General features: G+C 48.0%; 8 protein-coding genes. All 8 read right to left on the bottom strand.

The features are described 5' to 3' along the window. Positions 1-81: 81 nt before the first annotated feature. Entirely contained in the window at positions 82-1737 is a 1656-nt protein-coding gene (locus tag PRIO_RS08385) for a response regulator (RefSeq protein WP_020434241.1), read from the bottom strand. After that, positions 1737-3509, bottom strand: coding sequence for a sensor histidine kinase (locus tag PRIO_RS08380; protein WP_020434240.1), 1773 nt, complete (start codon positions 3507-3509; stop codon positions 1737-1739). The genes PRIO_RS08385 and PRIO_RS08380 overlap by 1 nt, the downstream gene beginning before the upstream one ends. A 123-nt stretch (positions 3510-3632) precedes the next feature. Further along, entirely contained in the window at positions 3633-5987 is a 2355-nt protein-coding gene (locus PRIO_RS08375; protein ID WP_020434239.1) for a glycoside hydrolase family 65 protein, read from the bottom strand. Positions 5988-6029: 42 nt separating this feature from the next. Beyond that, positions 6030-6842, bottom strand: coding sequence for a carbohydrate ABC transporter permease (locus tag PRIO_RS08370; protein ID WP_020434238.1), 813 nt, complete (start codon positions 6840-6842; stop codon positions 6030-6032). 3 nt (positions 6843-6845) lie between these two features. Next, the gene (locus tag PRIO_RS08365) at positions 6846-7787 is read right to left on the bottom strand and encodes a carbohydrate ABC transporter permease (RefSeq protein WP_020434237.1); all 942 of its coding nucleotides are present in this window, start codon (positions 7785-7787) and stop codon (positions 6846-6848) included. 262 nt (positions 7788-8049) lie between these two features. Further along, positions 8050-8721: a YczE/YyaS/YitT family protein gene (locus PRIO_RS08360; protein ID WP_231869836.1), complete on the bottom strand. Its 672-nt coding sequence runs from the start codon at positions 8719-8721 to the stop codon at positions 8050-8052. A gap of 257 nt (positions 8722-8978) precedes the next feature. Further along, positions 8979-10421: a glycoside hydrolase family 32 protein gene (locus PRIO_RS08355; protein WP_020434235.1), complete on the bottom strand. Its 1443-nt coding sequence runs from the start codon at positions 10419-10421 to the stop codon at positions 8979-8981. Positions 10422-10449: 28 nt separating this feature from the next. Further along, a complete protein-coding gene (locus PRIO_RS36655) occupies positions 10450-16254 on the bottom strand; it encodes a GH32 C-terminal domain-containing protein (RefSeq protein ID WP_020434234.1) in 5805 nt (1934 codons plus the stop codon). Positions 16255-16312: the final 58 nt, after the last annotated feature.

Raw genomic sequence — 16312 nt, 5'->3', positions numbered from 1 at the left:
CAACAATGTTGAACGTACTTTTATCATAAGGAATCGGACCTATCGGCTAAACAGAGGATCTTTACATGCAGCTGAAAATTTTTACATCGTTTCGGATTCGCGGATTAATTCCGGGTTCTTGCGGACCTCATTCGGTGGGAAGCCGATCAGTCTTTTAAACGCGATATAAAAGTTATCCGTGCTTTTAAAACCGACCCTCTCCGCAATTTCATAGGTCTTCATTGTACTGTTGATCAACAAATCCAGTGACTTGTTTACACGATATTGATTGATATACTGGATCAGAACCATACCTGTTTGTTCCTTAAACAAGCGGCTCAAATAGGAATGATTCAGTCCTACGTAATGCGACAATTCCTCCAAATTCAGATCCCGGTCATAGTATTCATGAATATAGTCAATCACCAGCCTGATCTTATGATTCATTTTTTGGGAAGCAGCATTCGTATTCTTCTTATACTGGACATACTCTGCCTCCTGCACCAGTAATTCGTAGATTTGCTGCTGGGTTTCCGCTTCGAAAAATTCTTCGACCGCCGGAAATTCGTCTATAGGGAGACCTGTTTCTGTTTCACAGGCTCTGCTGAACGCATAATGAAGATACGTTGCAATCCTCAGCATCTCCTGTTTCGATAGCTGCCGGTTCTGCCGGAGTTCCTCAAACAACTGCCCCATAGATCCAAGTATTCGTTCCCACTGTTCATTTTCAATTTCCAGTTTGATCTGCTGAACCTTTTTTTCAAACGCGTGCTTGTTCAAATCCTCTTTCTTTCCTGGTACGGAACCGGTGCCCTCCAATTGATAAAAAATCACACCCGACTCTTTATCATAGAAATTGCTCTCCAGGACCTTCTCCGCCTCTTTCAATGCGAGGGGAACATCCAATAAGCTGAGATGCAGTGCACTGATCCCAAAGCTGACATTTATATTCATGAATTTATGCAGGGCATTCTGCACCGTTTTAATCAGATTCCATTGTTCATTGTAAATACTCTGTGCGCTTCGCAGGCTGGAATACGATTTAAGGATAGCAAAGCCGTTCTGGCGGTGCTGAAAAAATTCCACTTCATCGAACTTGCGCAAGACCTCACTCAGGATATTCTGGATTGAAAAATAAAGTAAATACTCCATATCCTGTTTGTATCTCTTTCTGACTTTAGAGAACTGGTCAATATGGAAGGCAAAACAAACGAGATTGGGCGCCTGAAGCCGGACATCATACTCTTTCATTTTATCTTCAATCTCCCAGGTATGCCGTATGGCTCCTTCCGACCACTCCTTGAAAAAAACCGCTTTCATATTCGGCTTGACCCGTTCAGCATTTTGCCGCAGATTCTCGATTTCATCCGTTTGCTTCCGCTCCCGCATTATAGTCTCGCGGGCACGCCGCAAGGCATCAAATATGCCAGCCTCATTTAAGCTGGGTTTGTGGATATAATCCACAGCACCCAGGCGCATGCCCTCCCGCACATATTCAAATTCCTTGTAGCTGCTCAGCATAATGACCTTTGGCGGATCATTCCAGCCCTGGAGCTTCTCCAATGCCTGGAGGCCGTCCATAATCGGCATTTTGATATCCATAAGTACAATGTCCGGCTTAAGCTCGGCGATTTTGACCAGCGCATCCTCGCCGTGAGCGGCATCCCCAATCACTTGAAAACCATAAGCTTCCCAGTTCAGCGACGTCTTCAAACTCATTCTCATGTAAGATTCGTCATCCGCAATAAGGATTTTCATCAACGTATACCCTCCTTGGCTGAAGGTTCTTCTGTGTTGATTAATACAGGAATATCAATGAAGATCGTAGTCCCTTCCCCGGATAATGTATGGATTTGCACTCCATATTGAGGGCCAAAATGAAGCTGTATCCGTTCTGAAACATTCCGTACGCCGATAGAATTCATTCCCTGCTGCCCTTTGCCCTTATCCATCAGCCGTTCGATCTGTTCGTGACTCATGCCAATTCCGTTATCCTTGATCATAAACCGGACTCCCTTCTCATGGCGGCGGACATCAATACTTAACCGGTAAGTGTGTTTTTCATCGGCAAAACCATGGAATATAGCGTTTTCAACAAACGGCTGCACGATAAATTTCAGCGTCTGATAGTGCCGGACCTCTGCTTCAACGTGATAGGTTGCTTCAAAGGTGTTGTAGTATCTTAGTTCCAACAGAGTTACATAATTCTGGATGAAGGCCATTTCTTCTTCAATAGATACGAATTCTTTCGTATTCCGGGCAGAGAAGGCCAGCAGCCCAATCAGTGAATCCAGTGTTTCAGTGATGTTATCCGCCATTTGTGCCTGGGACATCCACCTCACTACTGACAAGGTATTATAGAGGAAATGCGGATTGATCTGGGCTTGCAATGCGTTGAGTTCCGCACTCCGCTTCTGATGCTCCTCTTCCTTGATCCTTGCAATCAGCTGCTGAATTTCTTTGGTCATCGCATTAAAGGCATAGCCGAGCCGCCCGATTTCATCCTGCCGGTTCATATCAATGTTGACATTAAAATCTCCTATTTCGACCCTCCGCATCATTCGGCTTAATTGTTTGATCGGGTTCGTAATTCCTCTGGATACAAGGAGCGCGACGCAAAAGGCTGTAATAATGGTAATGCCCACGATGACCGCGATAAAATTCCGGATCTGGTATACTTCGTGGAACATCGCTTGCTTGTGAATAATGGAATAGAATTTCCAGCCGCTGATTGCAGAGGTGTTATGAACAATATAATATTCGGGGTCATCCTGCCTTACCTGATCTTCTAAATTCAGCCCTATAGCCCTGCTGACCGTACTGAACAGAATTTTATTATTCTCGTCTACAATCATCTGTTCCGCTTCGGGACCGGGGTTCAGCCCCTGATATAATTTGCGGAGTGTGCCATCCCGGAAGTTCACGATAAACGTACCCAGCTTCTGATTGGTCGCCGGATCAACGATGACCTGCCCCACAGACATCACGGAACTGCCCATGCTGACCTGTTTCTCCGGATGAAGACCCACCACGACCGGTTGTCCCCGTTTCGCCTCAATTTGCCGGAACCAGGGTTCGTCAAACGGCTGATAATCGTAGTTATAAATAACCTGGTAGCCTTTACGGTACGCCACTTCATTGTTGTCCGCATAAATGACGAGGGAATCAATGTCGTTGTTGAACAGAAATATTTTTCGGAAAAATTCATCATTAATATATTTGTAATCAGAAGATTTCTCATAGATCGGGTACTCAAAGGTCCCATAATCCTTCGACAAAATATTCAGAAGCTCCTGATCGTAGAAGGGGGTCTCCGAGACACGAAGCATGTTCTTCAAAAATGCATCTGTACTTGTCGTCATCTGCCTGTTCAGTTCCTTAAATGAATGTACAATCCTTCCTTCCAGAAAAGAAATCGAATAGTAGTAAGAGATGGAACCGATTAATATAAGCGGAATAATGATCAAAAACACATAGGTAAGAAACAGCTTCTGATTCATGCTGCGGTCCTTAAACCTGATTAATCTCATTCACTCCCCACCGTTCAAAAAAAGATTGAATCCGCATTTTCGGAATCAATCATAGCATATATTATCGCGCTATTTAGATATTATTTAACACTTTATGATAAAACCCGACAATATTCGAGTGCTTCATCTCTTCCCCGTGTTGAGTGACACGGTAATAGATTCTTTAGATTCCAGTGAATAGTTCTGTCCGTCAATTGACAGGCGGAGAGAAGCATTCAGATCGGTCAGCTTCGCAACCTGAACAGCATCATGCGTAATATCAATCTTCAAAAGATCACCCTGCCAATATAAAGGAAAAGAAAGAGAATCCCAGGCCTCCGGAAGCCGCGGCTGGATACGAAGCTGGCCACCCGGCGCACGCACTCCGCCAAAGCCGAACACGACACACTTCCATATTCCGCCGATGGATGCTGTGTGTATGCCTTGATCGGATGACTTCATGTTCCGGCCCAGATCAATGCCTGCCGCCAGCCCGAAGAGCCGGTATGCGAGCTCCGGTTCTCCCAGATCCGAGGCCAGAATGCTGTGAGTTGCCATACTGAGTGAAGAATCATGGAGCGTCTTCGGCTCATAATACCTCCAGTTCGCCTGCTTTACCTCATAGCTGAAGTAATGTTCAAGGAGGTACAAGAGCACCATTACATCCGCCTGCTTGGATACTTGAATGTCATTCACCTGATCCATATTATAATCTTCCAGGATCAGAGCCACCTCTTGCTGATTGCGGTACTTCGTTAAATCAATGAGCTTTTTGCCCAGATAGGTATCATCCTGCGGAATAACCAAATCCGTCTCCCGGGGCCGGGGCAGATAGATGTTCTCTGCCTTCTGTTGCCATTCTTCATAAGCCTTATCCAGCTGCAGCCGGTTTCTCAGCTGTATCCACATGCCAGACGGAGCGTGCTGCAGTTTCTCATAACAAGCAATAGCTGTCTGTAAGTTCCAATGGGCCATATAGTTTGTATAAGCATTATTGTCAACATGCTCCTTGTATTCATCCGGTCCGATTACATCCTTGATTTCAAAGCATTTACGCGCATCATTCCAGGTCAGGCGGCTTGCCCAGAAGGTGGCTGTCTCCATGATGATCTCGTACCCTTTCGTATCCATAAAGAGCTGATCTCCCGTAGCCAAATAGTACTGCCACACCCCATAGGCCACATCGCTTGTAATATGCTGTTCAATCAACCCCGTCCATATCCTGGTAGGTGTTCCTGTTACCACATCAACGGGTCCCCATTCCGGTGTCACTTCGTCTCCGGTCAGGGCAGATTCCCAGGGGTACATTGCTCCTCTGTAGCCGTTCTCCTTCGCTTTCCGCCGTGCTCCGTCCAAGGTATGATACCGGTATTCAACCAGATTGCGGGCCATGCCAGGGTCGGTGAACAAGAAGTAGGGCTGAATAAAAATCTCTGTGTCCCAGAAGGAATGGCCTTTGTAACCTTCGCCCGTCAAGCCTTTTGCAGCAATGCCAAAGCGGTTGTCATGCGCCGGGGCCATAATTACAAGATGATATTGCGCAAAGCGGATCGCCAGTTGATCGAACTCCTGCATGCCCTTGATCTTAATATCCAGCGCTGCCCATTTCTCCCGCCACGCTTTTGCGCTGTCCTGCAGAAGCTCCCCGTAACCCTTCGTGGCCTCAAGACGCAATTCATCCAATGACACCTCACACAGCTTCGCGGCTTCCTGCTGCCTGTGCTCAAGATCCAGCGAGGTATGAATGTTGGCTATTTTCTCAAACACCAGGGTCTGGCCTGCTTCAACCTGAAACGTATACTCTAGCGATACCTTTCTCCGCTCTATGGATAAACGCGGCTCTGCCGCAACCTCCGCGTCATCCACCAGACAACGGTGATGGCAATGAGTTACCACATGAATATTGGACTCTGTTGTTGCAGCCGCATACTGAATCATTTTTTTATCATAAATGCGCTTATCTCCTTCTGCAAAATGCTGTGCTCCGGAATTTGTAACCTGTCCGTTAATTCCGGAGCGTATAGAGATTTCTGCAGCTGCCGTACACGGTGTCAACTCGGCCCGCATACCCAGCAAATGTTTATTATGTAATGACACGAATCTGCGGAAGACCATTTCAAAGCGATTTCCTCTGTCATTACGCCAAATGACACGGCGGTTCAGTTCAGCTGTTTGAAGATTCAAGGTACGCGAATACTCTTCAATATTTCCTTTTTCCAGGTGAAACCCTTCGCCGTCAAGCCAAATGCCCAGTTCCGTAACATCCGCGATATTAGGCAGCTCTGTTACCTCTGAAGCACCGGATCTATTGAATGTTCCGGCAACAAAACAATTGCGGGTTTCTTGCGGGTAGGACTCCTCCGTACAGGCTCTAACCCCCATATATCCGTTGCCCAAACTCATAATCGCCTCATATTTAGCCAAATACCGGACATTAAATGAATCTTCGCCAATAACCCAGTTTCGCAGTTCTCCTTCGCCCATATCATATCTCAGCACAAGAATAACCTCCTTCTCTTTCTTTGGCAGTCTGTATTATCATCAGCCCTTCAGACCTGTTGTTGCAATCCCTTGCACAAGATGACGCTGGAAGATCAGAAACACAACGATGATGGGCAGCGTGAGCAGCACAACCCCGGTCATTGTAAGATTGGGCCATTCAAAATAACGGTTCTTCAGTGTATTCAGTCCCACCGTCAATACATACCATCGGCTGTCATTGACCAGCGTGACCGGCCAGACGAACGAATTCCAGGTTCCCGTAAAGCTGAAGATAATTTGCGTACCGATTGCTCCTTTGGACAACGGGAGGATAATCCGGAAGAAGATGCCGATCTTGGTTAGACCGTCTACCTCTGCCGCCTCTTCCAATTCTTTTGGAATACTCATCATAAATTGCCGCATCAGAAAAACAAGGAACCCTTGGAACATAAATGGAATAATCAAACCCTGATAGCTGTTCAGCCAACCTAACTTCACAATCATGGAGTAGATCGGAATAATCGTAACCTGATAGGGAATCATCATCATGCCGATTATGATAAAAAAGATCAGCCCGCGCCCGGGATAGTTCAATCTGGATAGAGAATAGGCTGCCATCGTGTTAATGGCGAGATTCCCAAGCAGGATGCCGAGTGTAACCACAATGGAGTTAACATACCAGACCGTCATATCGGAGTTCACAAATACATCTTTATAGTTCTCCAAGGTCAACCGGGCCACCCCCACCCAATGGCCGATGTCACTTTTGCCCAGCAATGAGGTGTATATGGCATAACCAAAAGGGAGGATGAAAAAAATGGAGCATAGCGACAACAGGGCATAGCGGATACTTGTCTTTCCCAAATTATTCATCTCTTAAATATCCTCCTTTACAAAGCGTTTTTGAATAATGGTTAAGAGGATAATCAGTGCGAAGATGATAAATGCCGCCGCGCTGCCATATCCGGCCCGGTTGAAACTGAACGCCTGGCTGTAAAAATAAATAACAATGGTGCTCGTTGCTCCGGCGGGACTGCCCAGTGAACCGTTCCGGGCGAGGGCATAGGGCTGGTCAAACAGCTGCAGCGCATATATCAACCCGGAGGTCAAGACAAGAAAGGTGGTCGGCTTCAGCATCGGAATCGTGATATACCGGAGACGCTGCCAGGCATTGGCTCCATCGACCATTCCCGATTCATAGATATCATAAGGAATGTTCTGCAGCCCGCCCAGATACACCACCACATAGAAACCTATATAGGTCCAAACGGTAATCAATATTAAGAAGGGCAGCGCATATTTCGTACTGGCGTACCAGGATACGTCCTCCATTCCGAACAGCGTAAAAAATTTCGTGGCAATCCCATCCTGCTGCATAAATAAATACATAAATACGGTCGTAACTGCCACCGTGGATGTGATGTAAGGCAGGTAGAACAACGTGCGGAACGTCGTCTTCAAGCGGGTAATTTTGTTCAGGCCCACCGCGATAAGCAAGGCAATAACGGACTGCAGCGGCACCGCAATCACCGTTATAATCGCAGAATTTTTTAATGCCCCCCAAAAGTCGCCGTCCTTCAGCATCTCCGTATAATTTTGCAAGCCGATAAATGTTGCTGCATCCGGATTTAAAAAGCTGATATCCTGAAAGCTGTATACAAAAGACCGTAATAAAGGATAGTAAAACCAAATCCCCATAAAAATAAGAATAGGCGCTACGAATAAATAACCTACAAATTTAGAGGAAGAAGCTAACCTCAACCCTATCTGTGATGGCGAACGCCCCGCTTTCCAATTTGCTTCTCTGCCATGCTCCATCTCTGTATCCTCCTTCAAGTTTCCCTGTCACAGGCATTCTGTACTCGAATCCGATCAGGTATTTACATCATACGAGGCGGCAGAACCTGCGAAAACAGAGGATCTTTACTTGACACTGAGGATTTTTACTTGGACCTTCCCAACTGGAAATAGCTGTCTCATTTATAGATAAAGTCCGATCACCTGTATTATTCCACGCAAATAGCCTGTAGGATTGGGATTTTAATATCTCATTCCTACAGGCCGTTTTTCATGATGCTTATTAAGTCATTGAAATCGAATCGTTATTCGCTTTTGGCCCCTTTGCCAGAAGCTTCTTCGTAAAATTCACATCAAAAAAATGAATGATGGGTCCCAGGCCGAATACGGACACCAGTGTTCCCAAACCGATGATGCCTCCTGCCAGGAAGCAAATCAAAGCACAAAGCGCATCCGTAAACATCCGGTGCCAAAAATAAGAGATTCTAGGGAAGTTATCCCTCATAATCAGGGACAGGCTGTCGTAGGGAGCTACTCCCACATCCGATGTCTGATACATGGATACCCCAAAACTGCATACCACCACGCCAATCGCCACGATGATCACCCGCTGCCATAACAGCTGAGGTTCGCCCAACAGATTTAGCCAGGTATTATAAAAGAAAGTAGCTATGTAGCCAAGCAAAATTGCATTTACAAAAGTTCCGGCTCCAATGAACCTTCGTCCCGTTATGAATTCGATTACAAACAATACCAGGTTCAGCAAGATCAGAAAATTGGCATATGTCATACCGATGCACTCTGCAAGTGCCATCACCATGCCGCTGAAGGGATCATTCCCCATGCCGGACAGCTTAAAAATACTGATTCCCATGCCCAGGAATACATTGCCGACAATCATAATGATCAAGCGTTTGGTATCTACCTTATTAATGTACTCCTTCATATGGTCCATCCTATTTTCATATTATAGTTCTGCTTTTCACAAGCAACGTCGTCATTATATCACAATTTCAAGCGGACAAGCCGTAATAATGAACTGGCCCATACTCTAAAGTGTTGATAACAGGATTATCATTTATTCCAAGAATTTTTCCTTTCATTAAAATCCTCCCCCATCAATAAGAAAAGAACAACCATCTTATTCAAATGGCTGTTCTTGAAATGAACCTGACATATATGCGGCTAACCGGATGCACTCATTTCCTGCTCTTATCGTGGAGCCTGACCGGCTCCTAAAGCTTCAATCTTCACCCCATGGAATTCTGCTGCACCCTGGCTTACGAACAAGGCAAGCTTTCCTTGCTGAATATCGTACATTCTGGCACTCATCGCCACATCTCCGCCGACATAAATTTCGCAGATCGTGCCGTCAATGAACACCTTCAGCTCGTATTCCTGATCCGGCAGCAGCTTGAGCGGACGTTCCAGCTCCATATCATAAGGGAAGGTTTTGCCTCCCTCTTCAGATTGCATAATCGGCCCCCGGAAGGCAATCCGGCTTCGCTCAGGCTCCAGCGTGATATAGTAGGCAAAATCAAGGCCTTCACCCGCCCGAAGCATGAACCCTAAGCCCTGGGTCGATCCCGAGAAACGTACAGTTGTAGAAATCTTGCACTGATCGGGCAGTTCCTCCTGTGTAATGCAGCCGGCAAAAGAATACGGGGATTCGCACCGGATCACCTCATCCGTAATCGACCACTCTCCAGCAACTCCATAAAAATGAGCAGGTACCTGCCGGGCAAAAGCCGAGTCTACGGTTTCCGGAGCTTTCACGCCTAGTGTCCCGTCCGGGCGCTGTACAATTTCATGCACAACCAGATTGCCGCCCCAATCCCAGGTATCATAATCTTTGCCTGGAGCTTTGGGAGGGTTCCAGCCGAACAGATCGTCTTCCTTCGTAGGATTCCAGCCGAACAAATAACGCTTCTGTCCATCGGATACTGACTTGGCGGCATAATATGCACGTCCATCAAAGGCTTCTTCCGGCGGCGTAATCCACGGTCCGTTCAAGGAACGGCTCATCCGGTAAAAGGTGCCGAAACGTCCCGTATATGAGGAATAAATCAGGTACCACCAGTCCCCCATCCGGAACAAGTCCGGGCATTCATGCGCCCCCACGTGCAGGTTCGGCGCATACAGCGGCTCCCGGTATTCCCAATGCTTGAGATCCTTAGATGACAGCAAGCCCGTGCAGCCTTTCCGGTTCGTCGGTCCTTTGGCCAGCGCTGCGATCAGCATCCAGTATTGGCCCTCTTCTTCATTCCAGAATACAAAGGGATCACGCCAGTCCGCCAGCTCATAAATTTCGCCATCCGGACCAAAAGTGTCTTCAGGAATCGGCTCCCATGTCCGCAAATCCTTGCTGACGGCATGGCAGGCGAACTGCTTCCCTTCAGGAAAAATACAGTAGAACATATGATAGACATCGTCCACTTTGAGAATATGGCCGGTTCCGCCTTCGATTTTGCAAGCTCCATCTTCCCTGTAATTCACGAAATCCTTCGTTCCAAGCAAATGCCAGCCATGATCAAGGCCTTCCCGGTAATTGTCTCTCCAGCCATGGAGATAAAAAAGTTTAAATTCCCCGTCTTCATAGTAGGGGATTACGTCCCCTACCCAAGCGTTTTCCGGCCGATAGAAAAATTCCTTCATTAAATATTCCCCGTTCCTTTAGCAGTTATTATTTATTGAATTTATCCAGCAACAGCGAGATGACTTGTGCACTTTCTGCACGGTTAACCTGTTCCTGCGGCATGAACAAGTGGTTCCCGCGCCCGCTGATTAATCCTAGCTCCTGTACGGCAGCGACCGCATTTGCAGCCCAGCCGCTGATCGTACCGGCATCCTTAAAATCACTTTGGCGATTAACGGCAGCGTTCTGTCCTGTATGGAGCAGATACGCTTTGTAAATCATGGACGCCATTTCTTCACGTCTGATGGTGTCCTCCGGGGCAAAGGTATCCGTGCTTCTTCCGGTTACAATTCCCGCTTCGTATGCTGCGGCAATGGAAGCAGCGTACCACTTCGTTGATTCCACATCCTTGAATACGGCTGACTTCGTTGCTGATATTCCGAGTGCACGGGTGATTAAGGAGGCGAATTCGGCCCTGCTCACTTTTTGCTTCGGGGCGAATGCCGTTTCACTCACACCTGAGACCATTTGCTGCGCGGCCATTCTTTTAATTACGTCATAGGCCCAATAAGAGGCATTAACATCTTCAAACGACTTGTCATAAGTAAGGACGGCAAACGTACTGAAATGGCTCACATTCGCTGTCCATTTACTGCCCGCAAAGGTTCCACCCACATACTCCAGTCTTCCGTCATCAGCGATGTAATAAATGCCCGTCAGATCTTGTTGGGCATTCTCCTGTGCAGTCAGTCTGATTGTGACGGGTTTGGAGAACTTCTCAAGCGTCAGTTTCGTTCCATCGGGCTTCACAATAGACAACTTGAAGTCGTAGACCTCTCCAGCCGCAGAGATGGCTGCCTGATTCTTTTGTCCGGCTTGCGCAACCCTTTCTTTGCTTTGCTCTGAAGATAAAGTTTCCATTTCAAAAGATATCTTCGCATGTTCCAGCTCGCCGCCCGTAACCTGTGCCTGCAATTCCTTCAATACTTCTGCAGGGACTTCGATTTCCACATTTGTATTTTTAATCTTCAGGGCATTCTTGCCGTCATTTGCAGCCGTGGTCACAGGGAACAGCACCTGCCGCTCTCCCTTTGCCATTTCAAATGACAAGCTGCTCTGGCTCACCGGTTTGCTTGCCGGAATCACAGGGCTGCCCGGAGTACTAGTTGGGACAACTGTACCGGTTGGATCTGTCGGAGCACTTGGACCGTTTGGGTCACTTGGACCAGCCGGATCGCTTGGACCGCTTGGGTCAGTCGGACCGACAGGATCGGTTGGATCGGTTGGATCAGTCGGATCAGTCGGACCGGCCGGGTTATTCGGATTCACCGGATTTTGCACCTTGACTGGTACATTGAAATCGTCGACGTTAATATGTCCGAAGCCGCCTGTAGATTGGTCAACCACCTTGATGTAAAGCTCCTGGCCGATATACTGCGACGCATCCCAAATCTTCCGTTGATACTCCTCATAATTCGTGGCGGTCTCTTTAAATAGTTCTTTGCCGTCCGATGCCCGGACCAGCGCAACATAGAGCTTATCGATATCACGCCCGCCGCTGACCAGGAAGTTGATCTTGCCGTTCCCGCCTAAGACGAACTTTTGCGATTTCAGCGTTCCCGTTAAGCTGTCACCGCCAGCTGCCTCGTTGAAGCCCCACAAATGATAGCCGCCCGGAATTTTATGCGACGGATTGAAGTAGATCGTGTCCCAGAAGAACTTGGCATCGGTCACATGGACATTCTGGAAGGCGTTCCCTTCCGTAATCCAGCCTGTTAAGTCACCTGTGGCAAAATCATGGTTAGGCAGATCCGTAATATCGGTGTACACGGAGTTGTCCCAGTTGTCAGGCACATCGACCGGAGCAGCCGGTTCACCCGTCAAGGCATTCATATTCCATACTTCCATCGACTTGACCGTAATATCGTTGTCGGCCCATACCTGCAAGCCCAAGGAATCGTATCTTCCTACGTAGACACGTGTGGTCAGTTTTTTCTTATCATTGGCAAAGGCTTCGACAACCGAGCGGTCCAGGAAAATATGGAGCTTCAGATTCTCTCCCTTCAGATCCACATATCCGCCTTGGATGCCATCCACACGCACATCCGGGTCAATGCTGCTCTTGGTCCGGTCCACATTGAAGGTCCCGGCCGTCTTGTCATAGTAAATCAGCGTTTCCTCCTGGCCGTTATCGGAGCGCCGCACTTTAAGACCGAATTTCTGGGCTTGCCCCGGATCAATCTCCATCACAATCTCCAGCATGTCGCCTTTGACATTTTGGATCAATTGATTGGCTGCCTGCAGATTTTTGTCTGCAAAATCCACCAGTTTGGCACCCCGCAGACTCTGCAATTCTTGAATCGGCTCAATGCGCAGTTCATCATGCTCATCCAGGCTCAAGGAAACCGGCAGCGCCAGATTATGCGCCCATCCGGCTTGATATTCAGCCTGCGGCGTTCTTACATTCTGCACCATGGAGTATACGACCGTTCTTCCGTCAGGTGTAACCATCCCGCTCTCTGCGGTCAAATAACCATCCCCCACATCCATTTTGGAGGGGGCGTCCTGATCAGGTATAAACTTGAAGTTATCTCTATCCCAGGTGCCTATCCAGTAAAAGACCTCAACATCTCTTAGCACATCGTTTGCCGGCGGAACTTGCTCCGGTTTCTCATGCGGGTTGATCATGAAAATATACTTCTGCTTGCCTGTGCTATCCTTGCCTAACGGCAGCAGCACTGGCAGTTCCCATACCGTGCCAAGCTCCGGATACAGGCTTCTGTCACTGACGTATAATGGCCCCTTATACTCCCAGTTGTACATATCGTCGGATACGTATACCAACGCTGTACCGCTGCTGAAATCCTTAAGACCAGAGGTTACCAGCTGATACCACTTGTCTGTCTCTTTGTCATACCATACAAACGGGTCTCTGAACTCGTTATGAATACCGTTTCCGTTCTGCTCTGTAACCGGTTCGGGATATTTCACCCACTTCTCCAGATTAGGGTCCGACAAATCAGCCGGCGTTGCAAGGCCTGTTCTTTGGTTCGGCGACAGAGAGTCATTACCGGCTGTGTAGAAGAGAACGGGATTGCCATCGCGGTCATATGCTGCACTGCCTGACCATACTCCATCCGGGTCAAGGGTGCCCGCTTCAGGCGCAAGTGCAGGTCTTACATTCTCCCAATGCACCATATCGTCGCTTACCCAATGTCCCCAGTGGATTTGATGCCAGTATGGCCCCTGCGGGTTATGCTGATAAAACAGATGATATTTGCCGTTATAATAAATCGGCGCATGCGCTTCATTCATCCAGTTTTGCGGAGGCATCGCATGGTACTGCGGACGGTGCTGGTCACCATCGAACACACTGGGGTCCTCATCGATATCCCCATTTGGAATTTCCGGAACCGCGCCGCCGTGAAGCGTTTGTACGCTCTCATATTCAGCAAGGATCTCCTGGCCCGTGAGCGCTTTGTTCTGCAGCTTCACTTCATCGATGAGTCCGCTGAACATATTGTAGGAGAACAATCCCGCAAACTCTACAGGTCTATTGTTTTTACCGATCACCAGATTTTCTGTAGAAGGTGAGATCGGAACGTTGACAGGGGTCGCTTGGGAAGCCACTTCCTGACCATTCAGGTACAGCTTAATCCTTCCATCCTTTTTGTCGAACGTAGCCGCCACGTAATTCCACTTGTATTTTTCGAGCGGATGATCTTTGACCCATACCTGAATCCATTGGCCGCCAATCCCGGCCTGCATCGACCATGTGCCATGCCGGTACATGCCAAGCGCAAAGCCTTCTGCCTTATCCTGATCGGATTGGTTCACAATTGCAGACAGCTTGTTTCCGTCTCCCCATTCGTAGCTGCGCGGCGCAACCCAGGCTTCAAGCGTCAACGCGTCGCTTACGGGAACGGTATCCTTTGCCTTGACCTCGATATCATTTGAATATCCATCGAACAACAGGGCAGAGCCTTTTACTCCGCGCGGAGTCCATCTCGGTTCCTTGGAGTCCATGTATCTGGCGTTGTTAAATACATAGTTCACATCGTGTTCAAGATTGCTTACTTCCTCAAGCGCCTTTTTCCCTGCACCTTCATCCAGACTCATGTAGAAAATGGTACCCGTACCATGAGCCTGAAAAGCGTCAACGGAAATACTCGCTTGATTGGATTGATCGATAACCTTGATATAAAGCCTTTTATTATAGTGCTTCTGCATTTTCCAGGAAACCTTCTCATTCGCACTGACATCCCCGGTCTTCTCAAGCAACGTATTAGTGCTGGCATCATACAGTGCGACGTAGGCGTCCTGCGGATTATTGATGCCTAAAACAGTAAAGTTAATAGTCCCGGTTCCCTGAAGCGTAAAGGTATTGGAGGTAATCGAGCCCTGTCCTTCCAAAGAGGATTTGACATAATAGTTACCTTCTTTACCAGCTTGAGCATCATTGTTCACTTGAAAAGCGTTACCCTGAGCGGTCCAGCTCTCTAAATTTCCGGTTTCAAAGCTGGGATTCTGGATTTCAGTCGGCATAATGTTATCTGCCATGACTCCTTCTTCCGGCACGAGTTCATTGAAGGTGTGGAAGGCGTCCGCAAAGATTACTCCCCAATCCGCGTGCCCATTATCGACGATCTCCACATAAAGCTTCTTCCCGATATACTTGGAGAGATCAGCTTTATATTGCTCCATATTCGCAAGTCTCAGGCCCTGTGCCGGATACGGGAACCCGGACTCGTTAAATTCGGTGTTGCCGTACCTGGCAATAAGTTCACCTGTGTCCGCATTGATGACGTTCACATACACTTGATCCGTATGCTTGCCTCCGCCCAGTCTGAAGGTAATCCAGCCTGTTCCGCCCAGCTCGAAGGTGCTGGAACGAAGCTTGCCGGTCGCAGTCTCGTTATACCTCAACCCGTTTAAATGATAAGTGCCTTCCTGGTTATACGGGATTTGTTCAACCCAATAGGTGGTTTCGTCCGACACGCTGTTCGGACCAAACGCCTCGCCTTCTACAACCGTCCAGCCTGTTAAGTTCCCGGTTTCAAAGCCGGGATTCTCAATTTGATAGCGTTTGAAATCCGGCTTGATATCCGTAGCGGTAATTCCAGCCGCCGGCTCGGATTCATGGTACATGAAGAAGGCGTCTGCAAATACCACTCCCCAATCGTTGGTTGCATTGTCGACGATTTCTACATACAGCTTCTTGCCTAAATAACCGGATAAATTTGCCTTATACTGCTCCATATTGGCAAGCCGCAGGCCCTGTGCGGGATTCGGGAAACCAACGTCAGCGAAGGCGCTATTGCCATACCGGGCAATCACTTGGCCCGTCTGGGCTTCCACGATATTTACATATGCTTTGTTTGGATTTTTCGCACCGCCAAGCTTGAAACTGATCCAGCCGCTGCCGCCCAGCTCGAAGGTGCTGGAACGAAGCACGCCGGTCGCAGCCTCGCCATACTTCCAGCCGTTTAGATGATAAGTGCCTTCCTGATTGTACGGGATTTGTTCCGCCCACCAAGTGGTTTCATCCGATACACTGTCCGGTCCGAACGCTTGACCTCTGACGACCGTCCAGCCTGACATATCCCCAGTCTCGAAGCTTGGATTTTGGATTTGATAGACGGTATCCGTAACTGACAACCCCTCGTCAGCCTCAGGAATGTGATAGACCGTATCCGTAACCGACAACGCTGCATCAGTCTTGGGGGTGAACGCCTCACGGGCATCCACTCCAGCTTCGGCTGCAGCAGATATTCCGGGAGCTGCAAGCTGAAGAACCATTACCCCAATAACCATTTTGGAGATCCATGCTCTGCTTCTTTTGATTTCTTTCATCAACGAGCCTCCTTCAACATTTTTATTCATGCAAACATTCGTACCCAATTTTGAAATT

The organism is Paenibacillus riograndensis SBR5, assembly GCF_000981585.1.
Lineage (GTDB): Bacteria > Bacillota > Bacilli > Paenibacillales > Paenibacillaceae > Paenibacillus_AQ > Paenibacillus_AQ riograndensis.
The sequence above is the reverse complement of the archived record's forward strand: the minus strand, read 5'-3'. Positions and strand labels throughout refer to the sequence as shown.